Source organism: Ahniella affigens, from assembly GCF_003015185.1.
GTDB lineage: Bacteria > Pseudomonadota > Gammaproteobacteria > Xanthomonadales > Ahniellaceae > Ahniella > Ahniella affigens.
On sequence record NZ_CP027860.1, the window covers coordinates 5,006,776 to 5,029,877 of the forward strand.

Below are 23,102 nucleotides of genomic sequence, written 5' to 3' on the forward strand. Positions count from 1 at the left end.
CATGGTGCGACCGTGGGTACCGGACCGCTTGCGCTGGGTCATCCAAACGGCGTTGCTGGCTTTGGCCGGCAGCGCCGTCACGGGTCTGGTGGCCGCAGACTCCGCCGATGTGAGCACGGAGCGTGATGGCGTTGCCGTGGCGCTGACGATCGAGCCGGCGTCATCGTCTGACGGCACGTTGATCGAACACGCCACGGCCCGCGTCCGCTTCAGCATTACTGACACCACGAGCGGCAAGCCCGTCACCGGCTTGCATCCGGCGGCCTGGTTGAGTCGGCGCACCCAGCATCCCGGACAAATCGGCCCGCGCACGACCGCCGAGAAGATTCAGGAGTTACTCGGCGGCAGCATTTTTTCCCGAGCGGATGTCGACCTCAACACGTTCCGGGTGCTGACGCTGAATGACGACGCGACGATCAGCGTCGTTGATCCCTTGTTTGGGTTTGGCGGCACCAAGCTACTCGCTCTGGTCGCGTTGCCGGGGGTGGGCAGCGATTGGGTGCTGGGGCCGGATGGTCGGCAGTTGTATGTCACGTCTCCCGAGGCCGGCAAGCTCAGTGTCGCCGATACGTCGACCTGGTCCGTCTCGGCTACGGTGTCGCCTTGCGCACACCCAGGGCGGCTGGCGCTGCAACCAGACGGGCATTATCTGTGGGTGGGTTGTGCTGACGCCAAGGCAGATCCTGAGGCGGGCGCCTCGGGTGTTGTGGTGGTGAACGCCGAACAACCGAACGTCAGCACCCGGATCGCGACAGGACGTGGCGAGCACGATCTGGCGTTTGCCCACGACAGCCGCTGGGCGTTTGTCAGCAATGCGACCGACGGCACGTTATCTGTCATCGATGTGCATACGCTGACGCCCCGAGCGACCCTGAAACTCGACGGTCATCCGACCCGTCTCGCGTACTCGGCACTCAGTGACTCGGTGTACGCGGTGGATGCAGTGAGCGGCACGCTGACCGCGGTCGATGCCCGGAGCCACGAGATCGTCGCGCGCATCGACGCTGAAGTTGGGATCGCGCAACTGCGATTTGCGCCGGGTGATCGCTATGGCGTGATGACCGTTCCCGGCAAGAATCTGGTGCTGATTCTCGACGCCGTCGTCAACCGCATCGTGCAACGCGCACACATTGACGATCGACCTGAGCAGATCGCGTTTTCGGGCGACATGGCCTTTGTCCGACGGCAAGGCACGGCGAGCGTCGGCATGATTCCCCTGAAGGAAGTCGGTCGGGACGGCCAGCCGTTACCGGTGGCCGAGTTCACAGGCGGCGACAGCCCGTTTGGTCGGCGCAGCGCCTTGGCAGACAGCATGATCGCCGCCCCCGGCGAGAGTGCCGTCATTGTGGCGAATCCCAAGGACAAGGCGGTCTATTTCTATATGCAAGGCATGGCGGCGCCGATGGGGACGTTCGGAAACTACGATCGCGAACCACGCGCCGTACTGGTACTCGACCGCAGCTTGCGCGAAGTCGCTCCTGGCGCCTACGAAACCAGTACCGTGTTGCCGCCCGCGGATGACTATGACGTGCTGTTTTTCTTGTCCGCACCGCGCATCGTGCACGCATTTCAGACGCGGATCGCGGCCGATCCGGTCCGTCCGGCGACACCCCATAACGCAAGCGTGCAGCTAGTGGCCCTAACGCGACCGCAACTGGTTGCCGGCCAACCGGCGCAACTGCGGTTTCGACTCAGCGGGATCGCGGCTCAGACGACGGCGCCAGTAGCGCCCGCTGACTTGTTCGTACGCGCCATTCTCGCACCGGGAACCTGGCATCAACAGAAGGCGGCGAAGCCACTCGACGACGGCACCATCGCATTCGAGTTCACGCCGCCGCGTGCTGGCCTGTACTACTTCCACGCCACCTCCGCATCGCTCGACCAGACGCTGTCGAGCGCGCCGTGCCTGGTCTTGCACATTACCGAGCCGACCCAATGATGATCTCAATCCGATTCCTGCGCGCGCTGGCTTGTGTTCCATTGTGGCTGGCTGCGAGTGCCGCGTTGGCCGTTGCGAGCCCGGAGACCGAAGCGGTTCGCGAGCCGATTCCGGACATCTTGGTGCAGGACCAATCGGGGCAGACGCTGAATTTTTACAGCGATCTCGTGCAAGGCCATCGTGTTGCGCTGAACTTCATTTTTACGAGCTGCAAGGCGATCTGCCCGCAGCTTGGCGCGAGTTCGGCGGCGCTGTCGCGTGAGCTCGCGAAAAGCGGCGAGTCGAACTACCGGGTGATTTCGATCAGCATCGACCCCGAAACCGACACGCCTGAGCGACTTCAAACGTGGCGGTCCCATTTCGGCGATGCCCCAGGTTGGACGCTCGTGACCGGCAAGCCACGTGATATCGAATCGCTGCAGCGCGTACTCCAGGTGTACTCCGCCGACAAGAACCTGCATAGCGGCGCGTTCTTGCTCGGCAATGCCAGGGGCGATGTCTGGAAGCGCGTGGCGGGCGATACGCCGCCGGCGCGTTTGGCAATCGCGTTGAACGAACTGGACCAAGCGCCATCTGCCGCAGCCCAGTATTTCCCGGATGTGACTTTGCGCGATCAGAACGGCGAGCCCCACCGCTTTTACAGCGACCTGATCAAGGGGCGAATCGTCGTCATCAACACGTTCTTTGCCGACTGCGGCGCGGTCTGCCCGATCACGATGCAGCGACTCGCGGCGATTCAGAAGCGTTTCCCCGAACGTCTCGGCCAAGATGTCTTTTTGTATTCCATTACAGTCGATCCGGTGGGCGATACGCCGGAAAAGCTCAACGACTATGCGCGCCGACACGGCGCCGGGACGGGCTGGAAGTTCTTGACCGGCGACCCAAGCGACGTTGCTTCGGTGCTGAAGAAGCTCGGCCAGTTTGTCGACGACCGCGATGCGCATTCCACCCTGTTTTTGATTGGCAATGATCCGACCGGGCTCTGGAAGAAGGCGAATGGATTGGCGTCAGCCGAGGAGATCGGCGACGTGGTCGCCAGCGTTGTGGATGATGGTCGCTGAGTTGGTCGTTGCCTGCCCGCGTGCCTTGGGGCGCACGTGGTTGGCTGCTGCTTGGTTGCTCGCGACGGCAGCCTGTGGGGCCGATGGTCAGACCGGCGACGCGATCGCACGCGGCCGGAGCTTGTATCTGTCAGGCACCCATGCGGACGGACGCGTGCTGTCCGCTCAGAACGAAAGCACCGGGTTGGCGGTGCCGCCAGCCTTTGTTGCGTGCGTCAACTGTCATGGTCACGAGGGCCGAGGCGGCAACGAAGCCGGAACGGTTGCGAGTGATATTCGCTGGGAGACGCTGACGAAGCCCTACGACTACCGGCGGCCCGATGGCCGCTTGCGCGCGCCATATGATGCGGCAGCGTTCTACACGGCGCTGACGCAAGGCCGTGATCCCAGCGGGTATTCGTTGGATTCGGCGATGCCCCGCTTTGCACTCGAGCCGCGCGAGGCGGACGATCTGTGGGCCGCCCTGCAATCGCTTGCCAAATCAGACGATCAGGGCGTCAGTGAAGACGTCATTCGAATCGGGGTGATGATGACGCCGCACGCCGCACTTAACGCGGCGGCGGCGATGGATCGGCAGCTACTGAATTGTTGGTTCGGCGCGCTCAGCGCGCGCGGCGGCATGTTTCGCCGCCGGATCGAGTTGGTGGATGCTGCGGGCGCGCCCCAGCAATTCGCGCCCCTGCCACTTGCGGTGCTGACCATTTCTAGTGGCGCCGGTGATGCATCGACCGCCGCCGCACCACCCACTGTGCCAATGATCAGCGCGACCGAGGACTTTTCCGGCACGGACCATCGATATCGCTTCGCCGTGTACCCAGGGGTCGTAGGTCGTGCCCGCATGCTGGCCCGCTACGCACTGGCTCGAACGCATCCGGCCAGCCCTGCGCTCGGGCTGGTTTACCCGGATGACGCTGACGATCGGGCGGCGGCAACTGCCATCGCGGCGAACTTGCAGCCACTCGCACAGGTTATGTCCTTGGCGGTTTCCGAGACCAATGCAAACGCGGTGGTTGCGCGGATGCGCGACGCCGGCTTGACGCATGTCATCGTGTTGGGCGCAGGTGGCAGCATCGACGCCGTGATGACGAGCGCAGAGCGCCAGCAATGGGCCCCACAATTCTTGTGGATCGAGCGACCCGATCGCGATAGTGACGATGCCCGCGCCGTGACGATCGAACCGGCACTCGGCCACGATGTGAGCGTGGACGCCGGCTCGAGCTATGCGGCGTGTGTCGATTTGCCCAGCTTGCGGTTGCGGGATCGCACGCGGCAGCTCGCGTTGCTGGCGGCCGCCCAAATGCTGGTCACCGGATTGGAGCAAGCCGGCCGCGAGATCAGCCGTGAGCGCCTGGTGGAGACGCTGCAGTCCCTTCGGGAGTTTCACAGCGGATTCGCGCCGCCGGGCAGTTTGAGCCCAGAGCGGCATGTGGCGGCGTCGGGCCTCTACGTGTTGCCGTTGGCGTTGTCGCCTTCGGCAGCGGAACCGGTCTGGATGTTGATTGAGTGATGCGTCAGCAGGTTTGGTGGTGACCGAGTTTTGGCCGTACGCCCAACCTAGGCAGACACAGGGGTCTGCCCCGACGGTTGTGCCCGAGAGTCAGCGATTCGCCGTCAGCAACACGCGTAGCGCACTGAGCTTGGTCTTGACCAAGCCGCGATGGGTCGGGCCGATGCGCCATAGGAACTTGTGGCCGGACGATGCGGCTTCGAGCGCTGGGTCTTGATACACGTAGTGGCCTTTGTCGTCGACGATCAACGCTGCCGGCTCAGGCAAATCAGGCGTCGCGAGCAGATGATCGATGACCTCGACCACGCGGTCGTTGAAGTGTTTGTCCGGATACCCGAGCTCGCGATACGCCTGCTGCAACAGGGGATAGAGCTTCAAGTACAGCGCCACGGTGGCTTGATCATCGAGGCCGACAAAGGTCTGTATGACCAAGTCGTAGCGCGCAAAGTTGGCGTCGGACACACGCAGCGGATCGGTGCTGCCGTCGACCAGGAATTTCCCTGGTGCCGGTTTCAACGGCCACATGGCGACAGGCACGCGCTTGCCCGGCAACGCGTCGACAAAACCAACGAACCGGGCCAAGAGATGCTCATTGATCAGGAGCTTCAGCAGATCTGGATTGTTCAACAGGGTCAGCAGAGCCTGCTGCACGTAGGCATCACTTTCGAACAAGTCTGGTAGCGGCTGCTCCGGGTCGGCGATCGCTTGCGCAATCGCGTCGACCGGAAATTTCGGCGCCGTTGGAACCGGCGTGTTGACGGTCTCTGGTTGCTCGATTGGTGTGGGCGGCGGCGGCGGCGCGGGCGGCTGCCGGTGGGTCCACCACCAGCCTGCGCCACCACCCAAGGTGGCCAAGGCCAGCACCGTGCCAATCACAACTTTCTGGTTTGCCATGCGTGCGCCTCGCTGGAGCTATCGCCAATTGCGGGATCCGATCTGATCAAGACAGAGTGAGACCGAACCGCGGATGAATAAGCCAGACTCCGGTGATTGGCCAGAAGTTCCGTTTGTCCGGGCTTGCGGCCTTACGTTCAGGGGCTTGCCAGCGCCTGCAGCGCGGCATCGGCAGCGTCGAGCTGGTCCTCGCTGAAGACCAGCACGCCCTTGGCGCGCAACAGTGCAGCGGTCACCCCGGCGCCTTGCTGCACCGACCCGGCAAAGCGCCCGTCGTAGACGAACGAACTCCCGCACGACGGGCTGCGCTCCTTCAGCACGGCAATCCGGCATCCGTGGCGCACCGCCAACGCCAGGGCGCGCTCGGCGCCGGCAATGAACGCTGCGCTGACATCGTCTCCACCTTGTGTCCGCACTTTGGCGTGCCGTGCCAGCACCGCACTGCCATCTTGGCCGCCTTCAATCTCTGCCGCGGGTCTTGGCACCGGCAATCCACCCGCGACTTCCGGACAAATCCCGACGAGCCGTCCCTCGGACTGCCAGCGCCGAAAAACAGGATGCTCAATCAGTTTGTGGGCGCCATTGTGTCGAACGCCCTCGCCCAATTGGCAAGCGCTGATCAGAATCTTGTGCATGGGGTCAGAACCGGCTCAACCGCAGGTATTGATCACGCGCAAACAGGACATACCAGATGGCCAGAAACACCATGGCGCCGCGCAAATTGGATTCAGCGCGCACGGATACGGTCTCGTCGGTGCCGACGTGCAGGTCGAGCGTTTCGGAACTGCACCAATCGATCTTGACACGCAGGCGGTGGCTGCCCGCGGACAACGGGAAGCGCAGCACCTCGCCTTGGTTGATGCGCCCGATCACCGCGCCGTCGAGCTCGATGTCATAAGCGCGCAAGGCGTCGGCATAGCCGCGGTCACGTTGCACGAGCAAAGTCGCCATCCTGGTCTCCTGAGTCCTTCCTGGTTGTTGCGAGCACAAGGAATGCCAACTTGCGCACATTACCGACCGCAACATGCGTCGATTTGTCGGCAGGATCAGCCAGATGCATCCGGCTGACCACTGCCAGCGGTCATGGCCACCGGGTTGCGTCCCGTTGCCAGCCCCAAATCACGCGTATTCAGCGGGTGTTTCCGATCAACCCAGCATGCTTCGCAGCATCCAGGCCGTCTTTTCGTGCATCTGGATACGCTGGGTCAGCAGATCGGCCGTGGGTTCGTCATGAACGCCTTCGACCAATGGGAACAGCGAACGCGCCGTGCGCACCACTTGCTCCTGGCCTTCGAGCAACTGACGAATCATGTCAGTGGCAGTGGGCACGCCGGTTTCTTCCGGTATCGAGCTCAGCGCCGCGAACTGGCTGTAGCTGCCCGGCGCCACGTGCCCCAGGGCGCGGATGCGCTCGGCAATCAGGTCGGTCGCCAGCGCGAGTTCGGTGTACTGGGTTTCGAACATCAGGTGCAGGGTATTGAACATGGGCCCGGTGACGTTCCAGTGAAAATTGTGGGTTTTCAGGTACAGGGTGTAGGTGTCGGCCAGAAGGCGCGATAATCCCGCCGCGATCTGGGCCCGCGATTCGTCCTGAATGCCAAGATTGATGTTCATGCTGAGCTCCTCGATTGGTTCGGGCAAGCATGGTCCCTGAGAGAATCCAAAGGAAACGGAAAATTCCGATGTCGGTGATCGAATCCAGCGCAGACACCAGCCTGGACTGGCCCAAGCTCAGAGCGCGGCTGGATCGGACCATGTTGTCTGATCGCCACGTGCTGCGTCGGGAGGCCGACCGTCTGGCCGCCAATCCGAGCGCCGACGCCGCCACAGTCGCGCGGTTTCTGACGCGACTCAACGAATCCGAGCAGCGCTTTGCGGCGCGCGCCGAACGGCTCCCGAACGTTGAGATCGATGCGCAACTGCCCATCAGTCATCATGCCGACGAGATTGTCCGCCTGATCCAGAAAGAACGCGTGATTGTGCTGGCTGGCGAAACCGGCTCGGGCAAGACCACGCAGTTGCCAAAGCTCTGTCTGGCCGCAGGTCGTGGTGTGGCGGGCATGATTGCGTGCACGCAGCCGCGTCGCGTCGCCGCGCGTAGCGTTGCCAGACGGGTGGCTGAGGAGATCGGCACCCAGGTCGGGCAACTAGTCGGGTTTCAGGTGCGCTTTACCGATCAGGTCAGCGAACACTCGCTGATCAAGTTCATGACCGACGGCATTCTGCTGGCCGAAACCGAGCACGACCCGTGGCTGAATCGCTACGACACGATCATCATCGACGAAGCCCACGAGCGGAGTCTGAACATCGACTTTCTGCTCGGCTTTCTGAACCAGCTGATTCCGAAACGCCCCGACCTCAAGCTCATCATCACGTCGGCGACCATCGACACACAGCGCTTTGCCAAGCATTTCTTCAACGCGCCAATCGTGCAGGTCGAAGGCCGCAGTTATCCGGTCGAGATTCGGTACCGGGCACCCGTGGAAACCCGTGATGAGGGCCGCGGCCAGGCGTTGATCCAGACGCTCGATGAAATCACGCGACAGGACGGCCTGGGCGACGTGCTCGTGTTCTTGCCGGGCGAACGCGAAATCCGCGACGCGCATCGGCAGATCGAGCAGCGCAAGTATCGCGAGACCGAAGTGCTGGCGCTGTACGCGCGCTTGTCCAGCAAAGAGCAGGACCGCGTGTTTCACCCCGGGCCAAAGCGGCGCATTGTGCTCGCGACCAATGTCGCCGAAACCTCGCTGACCGTGCCGCGCATCCGCTATGTCGTCGATACTGGGGTCGCGCGCATTTCGCGCTACAGCCATCGGCACAAGGTGCAGCGCCTGCATATCGAACCGATTTCGCAGGCCAGCCTGAATCAGCGTGCTGGCCGCTGCGGCCGGGTCGGTCCGGGCATCTGTTACCGGCTGTTCGGCGCTGATGAATTCCTTCAGCGGCCCGAGTTCACCGAGCCCGAGATCCTGCGTTCGTCACTGGCTAATGTGATTCTGCGCATGCTGAGCCTGAAGCTCAGTGAGGTGGAGCGGTTCCCGTTTGTCGAGCGACCAGAGGAACGGGCGCTCGCGGAAGGTTTCCAGACGCTGACCGAGCTCGGCCTGATCAGCGCCGACCGGCGCAAACTGACGCCTCACGGGCGGATTGCCGCACGCATTCCGATCGATGTGAAACTCGCGCGAGTGCTGATTGCCGCGAACGAACGTGGGGCGCTGGCAGAGGGCCTGATCATTGCGTCATTCTTGTCGATTCAGGACCCGCGTGAACGCCCTGCTGAAGCGCGGCAGGCGGCGGATCAAGCCCATCTGCAATGGGCCGATCCACAGTCGGATTTCTTGAGTGCCGTGAATCTGTGGCGCGCTTACGACAGCGCGCATCAAGAGTTGACGCAGTCAAAGCTGCGCGATTGGTGTGAGCGCCAATTCCTGAATTTCCTGCGCATGCGCGAATGGCGGGAGCTGCATCGGCAGCTATTATTGATCGTCGAGGAATTGGGCTGGCGCCTTGGCGACCACGCGGCGACCTTCGAGGCTTTGCATCAGAGCCTCTTGTTCGGCTTCCCCGCGATGATTGGCCGCAAAGACGAAAAGGGCTTGTATCAAGGCACGCGTGGGCGCAAGTTCGCGATTTTCCCCGGCTCGGCGCTGAGCAAGAAGCCGCCGTATTGGTTGCTGACGGCGGCCATTCTGGACATTCAGAAAGTCTATGCGATGACCAATGCCCGGGTCGAGTCCGAGTGGATCATCGACGCTGCGGGTCCGCTCTTGAAGCGTAACTATCTGGACCCACGCTGGGATCGCCAGCGCGGTCAGGTCATGGCCGATGAACAGATCAGTCTGTTCGGCCTGATTCTGGTGGAACGCCGGCCCGTCCATTACGGCGGTATCGAGCCGCAGGCAGCGCGCGACCTATTCTTGAACAACGCCATGCCCGAGTTGCAGCTCGACTCGCGGTCGAATCTGATTCAAAAAGCCAGACAAGTGCTCGTGCGGGCGCGCGCCGAAGAGGCCAAACAACGTCGCGAGGGCTTGCTGATAGATGAGGCCGCACGTGCCGAATGGTGGCGCCTGCGGTTGCCCGAGGACATTTGCACCACCAATGCCCTCGATCGGTACTTGGCGAAGATTGATGCAGAGACCGAAGCCGGTTTGCTGTGGACGCTCGATCAAGTCCTCGCCACCGATGCCGCGCTCGAAGAGCAATTCCCGAACTCGCTGCGCTTTGGTCCGGAGCGCTTTCGACTCAGCTACGCGTTCGACACGCAGGCCGAGAGTGATGGCGTCACCCTGAGCCTGCCGCTGAACTGGCTGAACGCGCTGCCCGAGTCGCCGTTGGCGTGGCTCGTGCCCGGGCTATTGCGCGACAAGGTGACCGAGCTCATTCGTGGCCTGCCAAAGCCGCTGCGTCGGAATTTTGTGCCGGCACCAGACTTCGCGAAGGCGTTCGTCGAGTCGCAACCGAATCGCGAGCACGATTTGTTCGACACGTTGACGGGCTTCCTGAAGCGCGTGACCGGCGTTGACGTGGCCCGAGACCATTGGCTGCAAGCCGACACCGAATTGCCCAAGCATCTGCGCATGCGCGTGCAACTGCTGGATGAACAGGGTCGCAATCTGGCGCACTCGCGTGACATTGGCGCGCTGAAACAGCAGTACAGCGAGCGTGCGCGCCAAGCCTTTGCGAGTCGCGCCGCGAAGGAGTACGCGGAGACGGACGTGCGATCGCTGCCGACGGAGCCCGTGCCAGAGTCGGTGCGCACAAAATCAGGGCTGACGGCGTATCCCGCATTGGTGGATCGCGGCAATCGTGTCGATTGGCAGGTCTTTGAACAGGCCGAGATGGCGCGCACCGAGCATCGCCAGGGCGTGCATCGTCTGCTTCGATTTGCGCTGGAACCCGAGGTCACCAAGCTGCGGAAACAATTGCCGCTGGCGCCCAAGTTGGCGCTCGCGTACACGCCGATCGGCTCGCCCGAGCAGCTGCGCGACGAGGTCTTGCTGGGGTCGCTCGATGATCTGCTCACTGCCGATACGGGCACGTCGCGATCGGCTGATTCATTGCAGCTGTCGGAACAGGCGATTCGCAAAGCGTGGTTTCCGTCTGCCGTCAAACGGCTCAGCCAAGTGGAGGCCGCGCTCGCTGCTTATGCGGAACTGCTCCCCAAGATGAAGCCGCCGTTGCTCGGCTTTGCGACCGCGAACTACGACGATCTGAAGAAACAACTGAGCGGCCTGATTCATTCCGGCTTTGCTCGGGACCTGCCGAGCCAGCGTCTGGCAGACCTGCCACGGTACCTGAAGGCGATGCGGCAACGGATCGAGCGCCTGCTGGTCGACCCACGCAAGGATCAGTCGCGCATGCTCATCGTGCAAGCGTTTGTAGCCCAGTTGCCGGAACCGCGACACCCCGAATACGAGCGCCTGCGCTGGTTGCTGGAAGAGTTCCGAGTGCAGACCTTTGCGCAAGAACTCGGGACGTCCGAGCCGGTATCCGAGAAGCGTATTCAGCGCCTTTTTGAACAGGTGCGTGGATGAGCGAGCCGATCAGCGCGCTTTACAGTGACTTGATCCTGCGCCACAACCGCGAGCCGTTTGGGTTTGGCGTCCTCGTCGGGGCGAATCGCCAGGGCGAGGCCGAGAACCGCTCTTGTGGCGATCATGTGGTCATGGCGTTCGTGGTGGATGACGATGATCGCATCACCGCCGCGCAGTTTCATGGCGAAGGTTGTGCCATCTGCACCGCTGCGGCGTCGATCCTGTGTCAATCGCTGCGGCAACGAGACACGCAGGCCGCACTGGTTTTTTTGGCCGACGCGGAAGCGTTGATTCAGACTGGCGCCCCACCTTCTGGCGACATCGGTGAGTTACTGACGTTCGCCGAGCTCAAGCACGTGCCGGCGCGCCGGCGCTGCGCTTTGTTGCCGGTTTCTGCAGCAAGGGTGGCGTTAGCTGCGCCGTAGGCGCAGGCCCCTGTGTCCGCCCTGCGCTCTTGCCTTGGCCTTACGGTTTGTCGGCGGTCAGAGGCTTCGCCAGGAACGCTCTTACCACCTCAACCAACTTGGGCATCTCGCACGCGAACGCGCCATGCCCGCAATCGCCGGGTAACTCAACCATCTTGGCATTCGCGGCTTTGGCGAATTCGAGACCGGGCTCGGGGCGGACGACGGTATCGGTGGCGTTCCAGAGATAGAGTAGCGGCGCTTTCACGCGCGTAGCGGCGCGGCTCAAATCACCGGCATCCAGACGTGCGACGTCGTGATACAGCATTGCTTCGACTTGTCGGATGTGATCATTGGCATCGAAGCCTTGCACGGGATCGTGTCGATCGAGCAGCGCCAACACTTGCGGGCGAGTCATGGCGCGATTGATCGCGGTCGGGCTTTGCCCAGCTAACGTCGCGATGTAGTAAAGCGCGCGGCGCGCCGGCTGTTCAGTGTAATTGCCTTGCTGCCAGGTGGCGTCGAGCTTGATGGCCTCGATCGTCGATTGCCACAGCAGCAAATCGTAAGGTGTGAGGCGCGGCGAGCCTTGGATGACGATGCCGCGCTCGGCAAAATCGGGGTCGTGGGTCAGCCATTCGAAGACTTGCATGCCGCCCATCGACATACCAATCACCGCTTTGACGCGCTTCAGTTTGAACGCGTCGGTCAACAGGCGTCGACTGGACTGCACCATGTCGGCGATGCGGATCTCTGGGAACTGCATGCGCGGCTGCGTGGTGCTATTCGACGGCGAGCTCGACACGCCGTCTGCCAATGCGTCGATTGCGATGACGGGGGTTTGCGCCGGATCCAACATGCGATCCGGCCCAATGAGTTCTTCCACTTGGGCAGTCTGGCCACCGAACCACGTCAGCAGGACGACCACCTGGTCCGGTTTGCCGGCCACGTCGCCGTACTGCCGATAGCCTAGGCGCAGATCCTTCAACGTGGCACCGGACGACAGTTGGAGATCACCCAGGTCAGCGAATTGCTGTTCTGCAGCCAACGTCGGGCCAAAGGCAAGCAACAGCGCCAGCATGCCGGCGCGACGCCACCCAGTCATGGCGCTGCCGTCGCGAAGATAGCCCGCATCGCTGCAGCAGTGTCGGTCGGCGCTTCCATCGGCGTCATATGGCCGCAGCCTTTCAGAACGTTGATCGTCGCGGTCGGCATTTCGGCGCGGAAGACTTCGGTGGACAGGACATCGAGCAAGGCATCCTGATCACACCAAAGCACCAAGGTTGGCGCTTTGATGTTGGGCAGCTCCGTCTGCAGACGATAGCGCTGATCTTCGGTGATCAGCTGCCGAAGCACGCCCCGCCAAAGTGGCGCACGTGCGGCGATGCGTTCGGCATAGGCGGCACGCACCCGCGCTGGCGCGAACGGCGGCTTCGCAAAGGCCATCGCAAGGAAGCGATCCAGACTCTGCAGATCGGTCGCCGCAAACGGATTGCCTCCCTGCTCCAACTCCGCCTGAAACGCATTGCGCGGAAACGGTACGCCCGCGGCGTTGACCAGACTCAGCGAGCGCACGGATTCGGGATACTTGGCCGCGTACAGTCCGGCAATATGCCCGCCCATCGAGTGACCAGCGAGATGGAAGCGCGTCCAGCCTTTCGCCGTGACGAACGCATGCAACCGCTCGACTTGAGCATCGACTTGATAGTGCCCATCGGCGGCATCCGGGCTCTCGCCGAATCCGGGTAGATCGGGGATCAGCAGATGGTAGTTCGGGCTCAACAAGCGCGCCGTCGGATACCAGTTCTCTTTTGAGCCCGCGAGACCATGCACGAGGAGCACCGGATCACCCTGCCCACCTTCGACATAGACCCAATGCTGTACGCCGACATCCAGTTCGGCGCGGCTCAAACCGGCTTGCCAGCGCTGGCGTGCAAAGTCGGCATCGAGCAGCCAGCCCGGTCGGAACCAATAGATGCTGATCAGGCCAAGCAGGCCCAGGCCGAGCAGCAAGGCCGGCCAGCGCCACCAGGGTTTGCGGGGGTTCATAGCACGATCGGAGGGCGTATTCATGCACCCAAGTATGGCGCCAACCGATGCGTCTCGACAGTCTGCGGATTGGATGGTGGGCAGGCTGTCCACCCACCCCGGATCAAGTCCGGGGTGACGACAATAGGGCGTTCGGCTTTGCTGCAAGCAGTCTTGGACTCCAGTGAGTGGCCAAGTCGATGTCGCCGCAAGATCAGTGTCGCCGGTTTGCTTGCCGCGAGTTTGCTTGCCTCGAGTACTCAATTTCCCCTTGTCGTCACCCCGGACTTGATCCGGGGTGGGTTTAAGTCTTGCGAGTATCTAGGCTAACTACATGACGCGGCGAATTGTGAAGCAGCTGCCGAAGTACGTGAGTCTTGCGCTACCTTTTCGTCTGCGAAACGTCGCCCTACAGCAACCGCTCGCGCACCTTCTTCACCGCCGCAACAAACTGTGTGATTTCGGCTTCGGTGTTGTAGAACGCCAGCGAGGCCCGGGCGGTGGCTGGCACGCCGTAGAACTGCATCAGCGGATGCGCGCAGTGATGGCCAGAGCGCACGGCGACACCCTCGAAGTCGAGCAAGGTCGCAACATCATGCGCGTGCACGCCATCAATCACAAAGGAGAACACGGGCGCGCGGTGTTTGGCCTGGCCGATCAATCGGAAGCCTGGGATGTCCTGGAAGCGCACCAACGCCAATTCGCACAGCATCGATTCGCGCGCGGCAATGCGGTCGATGCCGAGTTCCTGCACAAAGCGCACCGCCTCGGCCAGACCGATGAAGCCAGCGATGTTTGGCGTGCCAGCCTCGAAGCGGTGCGGCGGGTCGGCAAAGGTGGTGCCGGAGAAACTCACCGTGCGGATCATTTCGCCGCCGCCAAAAAACGGCGGCATTGCTTCGAGATGCGCGGTCTTCGCGTACAAGACGCCGGTACCGGTCGGGCCGAACAGTTTGTGACCTGTGAACACGTAGAAATCGGCATCGAGCGCCTGCACGTCGACAGCCAGATGTGGGACTGCTTGGGACCCATCCACGAGCACGGGCACGCCAGCGGTTTTGGCGAGTGCGACAATTTCGGCAACGGGGTTGATGGTGCCCAACGCATTGGACACATGGGTAATGCCAATCAGCCGCGTGCGCGGGTTGATCAGTGCCGCCAGTTCCGGGAGCAGCAACTCGCCCGCCTGGTTGATTGGCACCGGGACCACCTTTGCGCCCGCGCGTTCGGCGATGAGCTGCCACGGCACAATGTTGGCGTGATGCTCCATTTGGCTGACGAGAATCTCATCGCCCGGCTGCAGTTTGGGCGCCAAGAAGCTGTAGGCAACGAGATTGATCGCGGCCGTCGTGCCACTCGTGAAGACGATTTCTTCGCGGCGCTGGGCATTGAGAAAGCCCGCGATCACATCGCGCGCGGCTTCATAGTGCTCCGTTGCTTCCGAACCGAGCGTGTGCACCGCGCGTGCCACATTGGCGTTGAAGTCGCGGTAGTAGCGATCCATCGCTGCGACGACACGCTCTGGCGTCTGCGCTGTGTTCGCGTTGTCGAAGTAGACCAAAGGCTTGCCGTGAATCAGGCGCGCGAGTTGCGGGAACTGCGCGCGCAGCGCGGTGACCTCGGCGTCGGACCAACTGCTCATGGTGCCACTCCGAGTTGTTCTTCGAGCACCGCCTGCAACTGCTGCTTCAGTTCGGCATCGCGCAGGTCTGCAAACGCCTCGAAGGCGAATGCGTGCGTCAGCATTTGCTGCGCTTCAGCGAGCGGCAGGCCGCGGGCGCGAAGATAAAACAGCGCGCGTTCATCAAGTTGCCCCACCGTCGCGCCGTGTGCGGCTTTGACCTCGTCGGCGTCAATTTCGAGCACCGGCTTGGTATTCACTTCGGCATGCTCGGACAGCAGCAGGTTCTTGCTGCTGAAGCGCGTGTCGGTGCCATCGGCGCCGGCATGCACCATCAGGCTGCCGGCTACGGCGAGCTTGCTGCGCCCACGTGCGAGGCCCCGAGCAACGAGATTCGCGCTGGTGTCGCGGGCGCGATGATCAATCTGCCATTGCACGTCGGCATGCCGGCGGCCGTCCAGATCGATCACGGCGGCAGCGTGGCAATGAGCCTTCGGGCCGGCCAGGTCGACCTGGGTAAACTGCCGATACACGCCGGCCCCGCGATTAATTTCGTACAGGCCGAGCGTCGCACCGGCGCCAACACGCAGGCGGGCAAAGCCGAGCAGGTGGTTGTGGTCACCGATGTCGCCAACACGGACCCAGTTCAGGCGGGCGCCCGCTTCCAGTTCAATTTCGTGTCCCAGGTTGAGGCCTTGATTGCTGGCTGGGTCGCTTAGGAATTCCTCGATCAGCAACAGGGACTGACCCTTGCCCACGCGAATGCGATGGCGCAGATGCCGCCAGCCTTGGTTCGTCGCGGTGTTGGCATAGGCAATGCGAAGTACTTCTTCGGTCGGTTCGCCGTCACCTGGTTCCGCCACCCACAGTGTGCCGCCGTCATTCATGGCCATGTTGGCCAATTCGAACCCATCGTCCAGGTAGTCGGCGTGGAGTTGGGTGTAGGGCGTCCAGTGTGCGTCCGCGCTGATCTCGGCGGCCAATTCAGGCAGATCGTCCTCGAACAGGCCCTCGTCCTCGAATCCGTCGGCCGCGTCCGCATCCTCATCGTCACTGAGTTCGGCCAACTGACCATCGATGTACAGCACGTCGGGCGCGAGGTCTGCGAGTTCGTCGTCCAGCCATTCGGGCAGTTCGAATTCGGCCTCATGTTCCGATGCGTTGCTGGCCAGAGCGCGTGCCAACAGGCTGCGGAGGGGCGTGTAGCGCCAGCGCTCGTCGCGATTTGTGGGCAGACCCTTGGCGCGCAGTTTGGCGCGTGCGGCAGATCGGGCGACATCGCCGGCCTCGCCTACTTGGCTCAGCATCGCGGTCAGGAGATCACTCATGACGCCGACACCGCGCCGCCTTCCAGCCGACGCTCCTTGATCCAGGCATAGCCCTGCTCTTCCAGCTTCAGCGCAAGATCCTTGTCGCCGGATTGCACGATGCGCCCATCGGCCAGCACATGCACGACGTCGGGCACGATGTAGTCGAGCAGACGCTGGTAGTGCGTGATCACGACGAACGAGCGCGTGGTCGAACGAAGTGCGTTGACACCTTCGGCGACCATTTTCAGCGCATCGATATCGAGCCCGGAGTCGGTCTCATCCAGAATGCCGAGTCTCGGTTCAAGCAGCGCCATCTGAAAGATCTCGTTGCGCTTTTTCTCGCCGCCCGAGAAGCCTTCATTCACCGCGCGGTTCAAGAGTTCATCCTTCAGGTGCAACACCTTGAGCTTCTCGCGCACCAGTTTCAGAAAATTCATCGAATCGAGCTCTGGCTCACCACGAGCCTTGCGCTGGGCATTCAATGCGGCGCGCAGAAAATAGGTGTTGTTCACGCCCGGAATCTCGACCGGATACTGAAAGGCCAGAAAGACGCCCGCGGCAGCCCGCGCTTCGGGTTCGAGCGTTGTCAGATCCTGGCCTTCGAACAGGACTCGGCCTTGGGTGATCTCGTAGCCGTCGCGGCCAGCCAGCACATAGCCGAGCGTTGATTTTCCGGCGCCGTTCGGGCCCATGATGGCGTGCACTTCGCCGCGGTTCACCTGCAGGTTCAGGCCTTTCAGGATGTCTTTGCCCGCCACGCGGACATGCAGGTTTTCGATCGTCAACATGTGCTTGGTTCCAACAGTTAGGGTTGCGCGTCGCCGAGGATGGCGCGCAGGTCTTCAGGGACGGGCATGGGCTTGATCGCGCTGACATTTGCGCCGCCGGTGTTGCCCATGGGCACCCAGAATCGGGATTTCGTCAACGCTGCGGGCAGACGCAGGAGCTGACCGAGGATCTCCCGCCAGTCGCGCTTGGCCCAACCAAAGCGCAGCATCTGCCAGTGCACGTACGTGTGTGCAAGCGTGTGCTTCTGGCTCAGAATATGGGCGCGCTCTAGGTGCGCGAAAGACGACTGGTGCTGGCCCGCGAACCAGTCTGATTCGGCGGCGTTCAGTTCGGCGAGATAGGCGTCACGTAAGGCCAGGGGCATGCTCATCCGACGGCTCCTTCCAACGACACTTCGAGCAGTTTTTTCGCTTCGACGGCAAACTCCATCGGCAGCTCGCGGAAGACCTGTTTGCAGAAGCCGTCAACGATCAGCGATACCGCGTCTTCTTCGCTGATGCCGCGGGCGCGGCAGTAAAACAGCTGGTCGTCGCTGATCTTGGAGGTCGTGGCTTCGTGTTCCACAATGGCACTGGGATTGCGTACTTCCACATACGGAAACGTGTGCGCACCGCAGCGCTTGCCGATCAGCAGTGAATCACATTGGGTGTAGTTGCGCGCCCCGGCGGCCGACTTTTCGACCTTGACGAGGCCGCGATACGTGTTCTGACCGTGACCGGCACTGATGCCTTTACTGATGATCTTGGACTTCGTGTTCTTGCCCAGGTGGATCATCTTCGTACCGGTATCGGCCTGCTGCCGATGATGCGTCAACGCGACGGAATAGAACTCGCCGACTGAATCGTCGCCGCGCAGCACGCAACTCGGATACTTCCAGGTAATCGCCGATCCGGTTTCGACTTGGGTCCACGAAATCTTGGCGCGTGCGCCGCGACACTCGCCGCGCTTGGTGACGAAGTTGTAGATGCCGCCGACGCCATTTTCGTCGCCGGGGTACCAATTCTGCACCGTGGAATACTTGATGTTGGCGTCAGTCAACGCGATCAATTCAACGACCGCCGCGTGCAGCTGATTCTCATCGCGCATCGGCGCCGTGCAGCCTTCCAAGTACGAGACTTGGGCGCCTTCTTCGCAAATGATCAGCGTGCGCTCGAATTGGCCCGTATCGCGCGCATTGATGCGGAAGTACGTGCTGAGCTCCATCGGGCAGCGCACGCCCTTCGGCACAAACACGAAGCTGCCGTCCGAAAAGACCGCGGCGTTCAGTGCGGCGAAGTAGTTGTCGCTCGTGGGCACCACGGTGCCCAGGTACTGCTTGATCAGTTCCGGATGCTCATGCACCGCTTCAGAGAACGAGCAGAAGATCACGCCCGCCTTGGCGAGCTCCGCCTTGAACGTGGTACCGACCGACACGGAATCGAACACGGCATCAACCGCCACGCCGGCGAGCCGCGCGCGCTCGTGCAGCGGCACGCCCAGCTTGTCGTACGTTTCCAGCAGTTTCGGATCGACCTCATCCAGTGATTTGAATTTCTTCTTGGGCGCGGCGTAGTAGCTGATCGCTTGAAAATCGATCGCCGGCACCTTGAGCTTGGCCCAGTTTGGCGGGCTCATGGTTTGCCAATGACGAAAGGCGGCGAGGCGCCAGTCGGTCAGCCATTCGGGCTCGCCCTTCTTGCTGCTGATGGCGCGAACGACATCCTCGCTCAGGCCCTTGGGCATGACCTCGGTGTCGATGTCCGTGCTGAAACCGGCGTCGTAGCGCCGATTGCCGATTAGTTCTTCAACGCTCGTATTCATCAGGGGCGCTCAGGCCAATGCAATCTTGATCGGGACCGGCTTGCCACGGGGTGGCGGTGGCGGCGGCGTTTGTTTGAGGTCGGCGAGGCTCATGTCGGCCATGGCCCGCGCAATGACGGCAGAGATGCGTCGCCAGTGCGATTGCACCTGGCAATGGGTCTCGCGGTTGCAGGCGCCGTGGTGCTCGACACAGTCGGTCATTGCGAGTTTGCCTTCCATGGCTTCGAAAATTTCCAGTACGCTGATCTCGGTGGCGTTGCGCAGCAAACGATAGCCGCCGTTGACGCCGCGTCGCGATTCGATGAGGCCTGCTGCCGCCAACTGCTTGAGCAACTTGCTGACGGTTGGGAGCTCCAAGCGCGTGCGCTCGGCCAGCTGCGATGCCGCATGCAGCTCGGTGGGCGACTCTGCCATGGCGACCATGACCACTGTCGCATAATCAGTCAGTTTGGAAACACGCAGCATGGCTGGCTTGTCGGCATTCGGCGAAATAGGACGGAAATTGTACCATTTCAGTGAACGGCGGACAAAGGCGCTGTTTTTCCGGGTTCAGTTACCGACGATCTTGCGGACTTTCTGCGCGAGTGTGCCCGCTTCGGTCGGTGCTTTCGTGTTGCTGCGGATGGATTCGACGAATTGGGCCAACACCGGCACCGAGCGCTCCAGCAGGTACATGGCCTCGGGGCTCATTCGGGCGGGATGATCCGTGAACAGGATGACCAGTTGCTCCAGGTCCCGGCAATACAACCCGATTGGCCCGGCATTGACCATCTTGGCGGAGCCTTTGATCGTGTGGAAGTCGCGGCGTAATTGCTTCAATGCCGCTGGATCACGACGGTTGTCCTTCCACTTCGGGAGCGTCGCCTGCAAGGATGCCAGGGTTTCGTTCAGCTCCTCCAGGAATACCTCCCGGATGTCTGGGTCGAGCCCGGCCTCCACGGCGTCCTGCTGCTGCGTATTCTGGGCAGCGCGCCGGGGTGTGAACAGGGATTTCAGCCAGGCAATCAAAGTTGGACGTTCCGGGGCGGGAGGGTCTGATGGTACGGGTTTTTGTTCGAGTGTGAATCAGCCGGTTGGGCTGGGCTCGCTGGACTGCCCTAGGGAGCCTCTGAACAAGTTCAGAGGCGACGCAGGCCATGGATGGCCTGCCCAGAATCAAGCGCGCAAGTGCTTGATTCTGGAGCAGCGAGTCCTGACCCCGGCCTTCGCCGGGGCAGGCTTGAGTGCCGGACTCGGTGCGGGTCTGAAAGTCCAGGATGGACTTATTCAGACCCGCCCTAGTCGCTGCTTCTGGGCACGCAGCATGTTGCAGAACAGGGCCCCTTGTTCAATCGCGTCATCCAACGCAATGTGTTTGTGCGGCAGCGGATCGAACCAGTCTTTTGGCAAGCGGTGTTTGATGACGTCGCGAAAGTCCAGACCCAAGGCCGCCATCGCGTAGGACTTCATGTCCAGAGCGGAAAAGCTGAAGGGGCTCTCGCCAGCAAAGCGGATCAAATACCAGTAGACGAACGTGAAGTCGAAGCCGGCTGGATAGGCGACAAACACCGGCTTTCCGGGCAAAGACTTCAGCCAAGTAACGTAGCGCGGGATCGCGGTTTCGGGGGCTTCAGGGTCTTTTCGACAAGCGGCCCAGGCGGCTTTCTGGGTTTTCCACCAGGCGGCGGTTTTGGGGTGTGCACTCGCCCCCGACAACGTTTGGAGATTGACGGTGAAGGTCGCAATGAGCTGCTTGTCGGCCGTGTAGGCAGCCGACCCGAGGCTCAGCATGCTGTGGGGGCCTGGGATTGGGCCGTCGGTTTCGATGTCGGTGCTGACGTAGAGTTCTGGTTTTGGCATGTCTGTTTGGTGGGTCGAGGGTCGTTCGGATCGCCCCTGGATGAGGCTTGTTCGTACGTCTATTGTGCAGCGGCTCCGCGCGCTTCTGAAACGGGTGCGAAGTCGCAAGTAGCCATCTCCCCTGCCCTCTCCCACTCGCGTGGGAGTCCAGGCGTCCCTTTGATGCGCTTATTCGCGGATGAAACGGTCAGCGACGATACGCGATTCTTACAGCGGCGCATTGTCGCAAGTAGCCCTCTCCCCAGCCCTCTCCCACTCGCGTGGGAGAGGGAGCATTTCTCCCTCCCCCGCGATCGCGGGGGAGGGTCCGGGGAGGGGGTTACTTGCGGTCAGAGTGGTCAACTCATTCGGATTTCTAGAAGTTGGGTTGGCAAATTGCTATTTCGCGCTTGCTTGGAGCATTGCACGCAACCCTCATTGGCGATTTCGGCGCTTTCGCTCAGATCGCGATGGCCAATCGCAGCCCGGGCTGCAGCCGAGGAATGACTCGCATTGGTTGAGTCGGTGGCAATTGGCCGTTCTTGCTGGCAGATCGCAGTCAAAGTCGGGGACGGCGTCACAGCCGCCCGCGCAGCCGGGGTCGCAATCACCGCGTTGGAGCAAAGGGGGCCGCCGGGTCGCAGCGGTGAGCCGCTCGGCGGCATCACCGCAGCGCGCGAGGCGTCGCTTCAGTAAGGCGATTCCGACCAAAATGCCGTGGCGCTTGATCGCGCGATAGCCGTAATTCGAACAGGTTGGCCGTCCGGTTGCGGTGCAATACGCACATCGAAAGCCTTTCAGCGGCGACAGATAGCGTTGATAGAGGCGGATGGACAGCAGAGCGAGCGCGCGCATTGCGCCGTTGTTGCATAGGCGCGACCGAATTTCCAGACGGGTTCTGCGTGAATTGCCCTTCAGCGGCTTGGTGATCGTGGGCCAATTGGGCCCACGATCTCAGCCGGGTTGGCGCCGGCTTTTCACTTTTGGCTGCGGCGTTATGCTGCGCGCAGGCGGCTGAAGGGCTCCGGCAAAGGCCAGTTCGGCAGGCTCCCGTAGTCAAAGTGCACACTGTCGCCGCGTAAAATGTCGTCCAAATGCGACTTGGTGACATGCGGGGCAAACGAGCTGATCAACTCCCGCACGTATTGCGGGATGACGCGACCTGGGTTGAGTTCGATCCAGGTGATGCACGTTGGAAACAGATGCTTGGCGTCGATGACGACGAGTTGCTCGAGATCGGCCGATTCGAGCGCCATCGGCGCCAGAATCCCGACACCGAGGCCAGCCTTGACGTTGGCTTTCAGCACGTCGGCATCGAGTGCCGTCAGCGCGAAGTTAGGCTTCAGTCCCACGTGCGCAAACGCGTTCGCAATCGAGGAGTTGCCCTTGTTGACCGGTTCGTAGGTCAGCAACGGGTAGGGGGCCAGATCGACCAGTTTCACCGCATGACGCAGCCGGGCCAGCGGATGGTGCCGGGGCACGACGATGACGCGGTCCCAGCGATAAGCGGGCAGCGCAATGACATGCTCAGGTTTGGACCCGGAGGTGCTGGTGACAATGAGGTCGAGCTGATTGTTCTTGAGTTGCTCCGTCAGTTCGCCCGTGGAACCCGGGACAAGGCGAAGTGCCAGATCCGGGAATTTGCTGCGGACCTTGGCCAGCACCGGTGGCAGCACGAAGCGAGCCTGGGTGTGGGTGGTACCGAGCTTGAGCGAGCCTTGAGTGGCTTGACGGAGGTTGGCGGCGAGCGCCTTGATATTGCGGACTTCATCGATCACGACACGAGCGCGGGCGATGACTTCGCCGCCGGCCGGGGTGATCGCAGAGAGGGATTTACCCTTGCGGGTGAACAACTGGAAGCCGAGTTCGTCCTCGAGCTGCTTCAGCTGTTTGGAGAGGCCTGGCTGCGTCGCGTGTACGCGACCTGCGGCCAGAGTGATGTTCAGATTCGCATCAGCGATCGCGATCAGAAAGCGCAACTGGTTCAGCGTCATGGCGGCTAGGTTCCAATTCAAGTGACAGACGGGGTTGTTCGGCCGATTGCGTGGTAATGGAGTAGAGCCAAAGCTTTCGGAAATTCATTCGGCAGGTGGTTACGGTTTTCATGACGTCCTCAGTGATTAGCAACAGTTATTAGAGCGTGCGCTCGGTTTCGGTGCAGATCGGCTGGATCAGCCATGCTGCAGTGCGAAAGTCGCGAGGGCCACCCGAAGCTATCCCAAGGATTTCGTGACGTAAAGTCTGTGCGCTGGCGTATGGAGCCTTGATTCGACAGACGGCGACTGACCCGGCGTTTGGTGAATAAGCATTTACGGACATTGGTATGAGCCGCCAAACCCGCGGTTCTATGCGGGTTTCGGTGGTTTTCAGGTCAGCCCGGGAGCATGTGCTGGG

Annotated in this window: 21 protein-coding genes; 5 read left to right on the top strand and 16 right to left on the bottom strand. The window is 61.9% G+C overall.

The window, feature by feature from the left end:
* The first annotated feature begins 1 nt into the window (after position 1).
* Genes C7S18_RS19275 through C7S18_RS19285 form a run of 3 tightly spaced genes read left to right on the top strand, consistent with a single transcriptional unit; the run spans position 2 to position 4,507 of the window.
* Complete coding sequence (locus C7S18_RS19275; RefSeq protein ID WP_106893094.1) at positions 2 to 1,939, top strand: YncE family protein; 1,938 nt, start codon at positions 2 to 4, stop codon at positions 1,937 to 1,939.
* Positions 1,936 to 3,000 (top strand): SCO family protein, encoded by a 1,065-nt coding sequence (locus tag C7S18_RS19280; protein ID WP_106893095.1) that lies wholly within the window; start codon positions 1,936 to 1,938, stop codon positions 2,998 to 3,000. The genes C7S18_RS19275 and C7S18_RS19280 overlap by 4 nt, the downstream gene beginning before the upstream one ends.
* Positions 2,936 to 4,507, top strand: a complete 1,572-nt coding sequence (locus C7S18_RS19285; protein WP_146152015.1) for a type 1 periplasmic-binding domain-containing protein — start codon at positions 2,936 to 2,938, stop codon at positions 4,505 to 4,507. The genes C7S18_RS19280 and C7S18_RS19285 overlap by 65 nt, the downstream gene beginning before the upstream one ends.
* Positions 4,508 to 4,597: 90 nt before the next feature.
* On the opposite strand, the gene C7S18_RS19290 is transcribed toward C7S18_RS19285, so the two are convergent.
* The 4 genes from C7S18_RS19290 to C7S18_RS19305 form a co-directional block, all read right to left on the bottom strand.
* Positions 4,598 to 5,401, bottom strand: coding sequence for a DUF3014 domain-containing protein (locus tag C7S18_RS19290; RefSeq protein ID WP_106893097.1), 804 nt, complete (start codon positions 5,399 to 5,401; stop codon positions 4,598 to 4,600).
* 137 nt (positions 5,402 to 5,538) lie between these two features.
* Complete coding sequence (locus C7S18_RS19295) at positions 5,539 to 6,036, bottom strand: 2-thiouracil desulfurase family protein (RefSeq protein ID WP_106893098.1); 498 nt, start codon at positions 6,034 to 6,036, stop codon at positions 5,539 to 5,541.
* A gap of 4 nt (positions 6,037 to 6,040) precedes the next feature.
* Positions 6,041 to 6,352, bottom strand: a complete 312-nt coding sequence (locus C7S18_RS19300) for a hypothetical protein (RefSeq protein ID WP_106893099.1) — start codon at positions 6,350 to 6,352, stop codon at positions 6,041 to 6,043.
* Positions 6,353 to 6,547: 195 nt separating this feature from the next.
* The gene (locus C7S18_RS19305; protein WP_106894112.1) at positions 6,548 to 7,015 is read right to left on the bottom strand and encodes a Dps family protein; all 468 of its coding nucleotides are present in this window, start codon (positions 7,013 to 7,015) and stop codon (positions 6,548 to 6,550) included.
* A gap of 68 nt (positions 7,016 to 7,083) precedes the next feature.
* Here C7S18_RS19305 and hrpA point away from each other — a divergent pair, with 68 nt between their 5' ends.
* Positions 7,084 to 10,938, top strand: a complete 3,855-nt coding sequence (gene hrpA, locus C7S18_RS19310) for an ATP-dependent RNA helicase HrpA (RefSeq protein WP_170113366.1) — start codon at positions 7,084 to 7,086, stop codon at positions 10,936 to 10,938.
* Complete coding sequence (locus C7S18_RS19315; RefSeq protein WP_106893101.1) at positions 10,935 to 11,363, top strand: iron-sulfur cluster assembly scaffold protein; 429 nt, start codon at positions 10,935 to 10,937, stop codon at positions 11,361 to 11,363. The genes hrpA and C7S18_RS19315 overlap by 4 nt, the downstream gene beginning before the upstream one ends.
* Before the next feature lie 40 nt (positions 11,364 to 11,403).
* On the opposite strand, the gene C7S18_RS19320 is transcribed toward C7S18_RS19315, so the two are convergent.
* The 12 genes from C7S18_RS19320 to C7S18_RS19375 form a co-directional block, all read right to left on the bottom strand.
* Complete coding sequence (locus C7S18_RS19320; protein WP_106893102.1) at positions 11,404 to 12,447, bottom strand: alpha/beta fold hydrolase; 1,044 nt, start codon at positions 12,445 to 12,447, stop codon at positions 11,404 to 11,406.
* Positions 12,444 to 13,391 (bottom strand): alpha/beta fold hydrolase, encoded by a 948-nt coding sequence (locus C7S18_RS19325; RefSeq protein WP_170113367.1) that lies wholly within the window; start codon positions 13,389 to 13,391, stop codon positions 12,444 to 12,446. Before C7S18_RS19325 ends, C7S18_RS19320 begins: the two co-directional genes overlap by 4 nt.
* A 388-nt stretch (positions 13,392 to 13,779) precedes the next feature.
* On the bottom strand, positions 13,780 to 15,012 hold the full coding sequence (locus C7S18_RS19330; RefSeq protein ID WP_106893104.1) for an aminotransferase class V-fold PLP-dependent enzyme: 1,233 nt from the start codon (positions 15,010 to 15,012) through the stop codon (positions 13,780 to 13,782).
* Positions 15,009 to 16,319, bottom strand: a complete 1,311-nt coding sequence (locus C7S18_RS19335; protein WP_106893105.1) for a SufB/SufD family protein — start codon at positions 16,317 to 16,319, stop codon at positions 15,009 to 15,011. The genes C7S18_RS19330 and C7S18_RS19335 overlap by 4 nt, the downstream gene beginning before the upstream one ends.
* The gene (gene sufC, locus C7S18_RS19340) at positions 16,316 to 17,089 is read right to left on the bottom strand and encodes a Fe-S cluster assembly ATPase SufC (RefSeq protein ID WP_106893106.1); all 774 of its coding nucleotides are present in this window, start codon (positions 17,087 to 17,089) and stop codon (positions 16,316 to 16,318) included. Before sufC ends, C7S18_RS19335 begins: the two co-directional genes overlap by 4 nt.
* Before the next feature lie 17 nt (positions 17,090 to 17,106).
* The gene (locus C7S18_RS19345; protein ID WP_240623935.1) at positions 17,107 to 17,460 is read right to left on the bottom strand and encodes a DUF3703 domain-containing protein; all 354 of its coding nucleotides are present in this window, start codon (positions 17,458 to 17,460) and stop codon (positions 17,107 to 17,109) included.
* Positions 17,457 to 18,890 (bottom strand): Fe-S cluster assembly protein SufB, encoded by a 1,434-nt coding sequence (gene sufB / locus C7S18_RS19350; protein WP_106893107.1) that lies wholly within the window; start codon positions 18,888 to 18,890, stop codon positions 17,457 to 17,459. The genes C7S18_RS19345 and sufB overlap by 4 nt, the downstream gene beginning before the upstream one ends.
* 9 nt (positions 18,891 to 18,899) lie before the next feature.
* A complete protein-coding gene (locus C7S18_RS19355) occupies positions 18,900 to 19,355 on the bottom strand; it encodes an SUF system Fe-S cluster assembly regulator (protein WP_106893108.1) in 456 nt (151 codons plus the stop codon).
* An 84-nt stretch (positions 19,356 to 19,439) separates the two neighbouring features.
* On the bottom strand, positions 19,440 to 19,898 hold the full coding sequence (locus C7S18_RS19360) for an Hpt domain-containing protein (protein WP_106893109.1): 459 nt from the start codon (positions 19,896 to 19,898) through the stop codon (positions 19,440 to 19,442).
* A gap of 258 nt (positions 19,899 to 20,156) precedes the next feature.
* The gene (locus C7S18_RS19365) at positions 20,157 to 20,729 is read right to left on the bottom strand and encodes a 3'-5' exonuclease family protein (protein ID WP_106893110.1); all 573 of its coding nucleotides are present in this window, start codon (positions 20,727 to 20,729) and stop codon (positions 20,157 to 20,159) included.
* A gap of 414 nt (positions 20,730 to 21,143) precedes the next feature.
* The gene (yidD, locus tag C7S18_RS25420) at positions 21,144 to 21,563 is read right to left on the bottom strand and encodes a membrane protein insertion efficiency factor YidD (protein WP_106893111.1); all 420 of its coding nucleotides are present in this window, start codon (positions 21,561 to 21,563) and stop codon (positions 21,144 to 21,146) included.
* A 140-nt stretch (positions 21,564 to 21,703) separates the two neighbouring features.
* Entirely contained in the window at positions 21,704 to 22,702 is a 999-nt protein-coding gene (locus tag C7S18_RS19375; RefSeq protein WP_106893112.1) for a LysR substrate-binding domain-containing protein, read from the bottom strand.
* Positions 22,703 to 23,102: the final 400 nt, after the last annotated feature.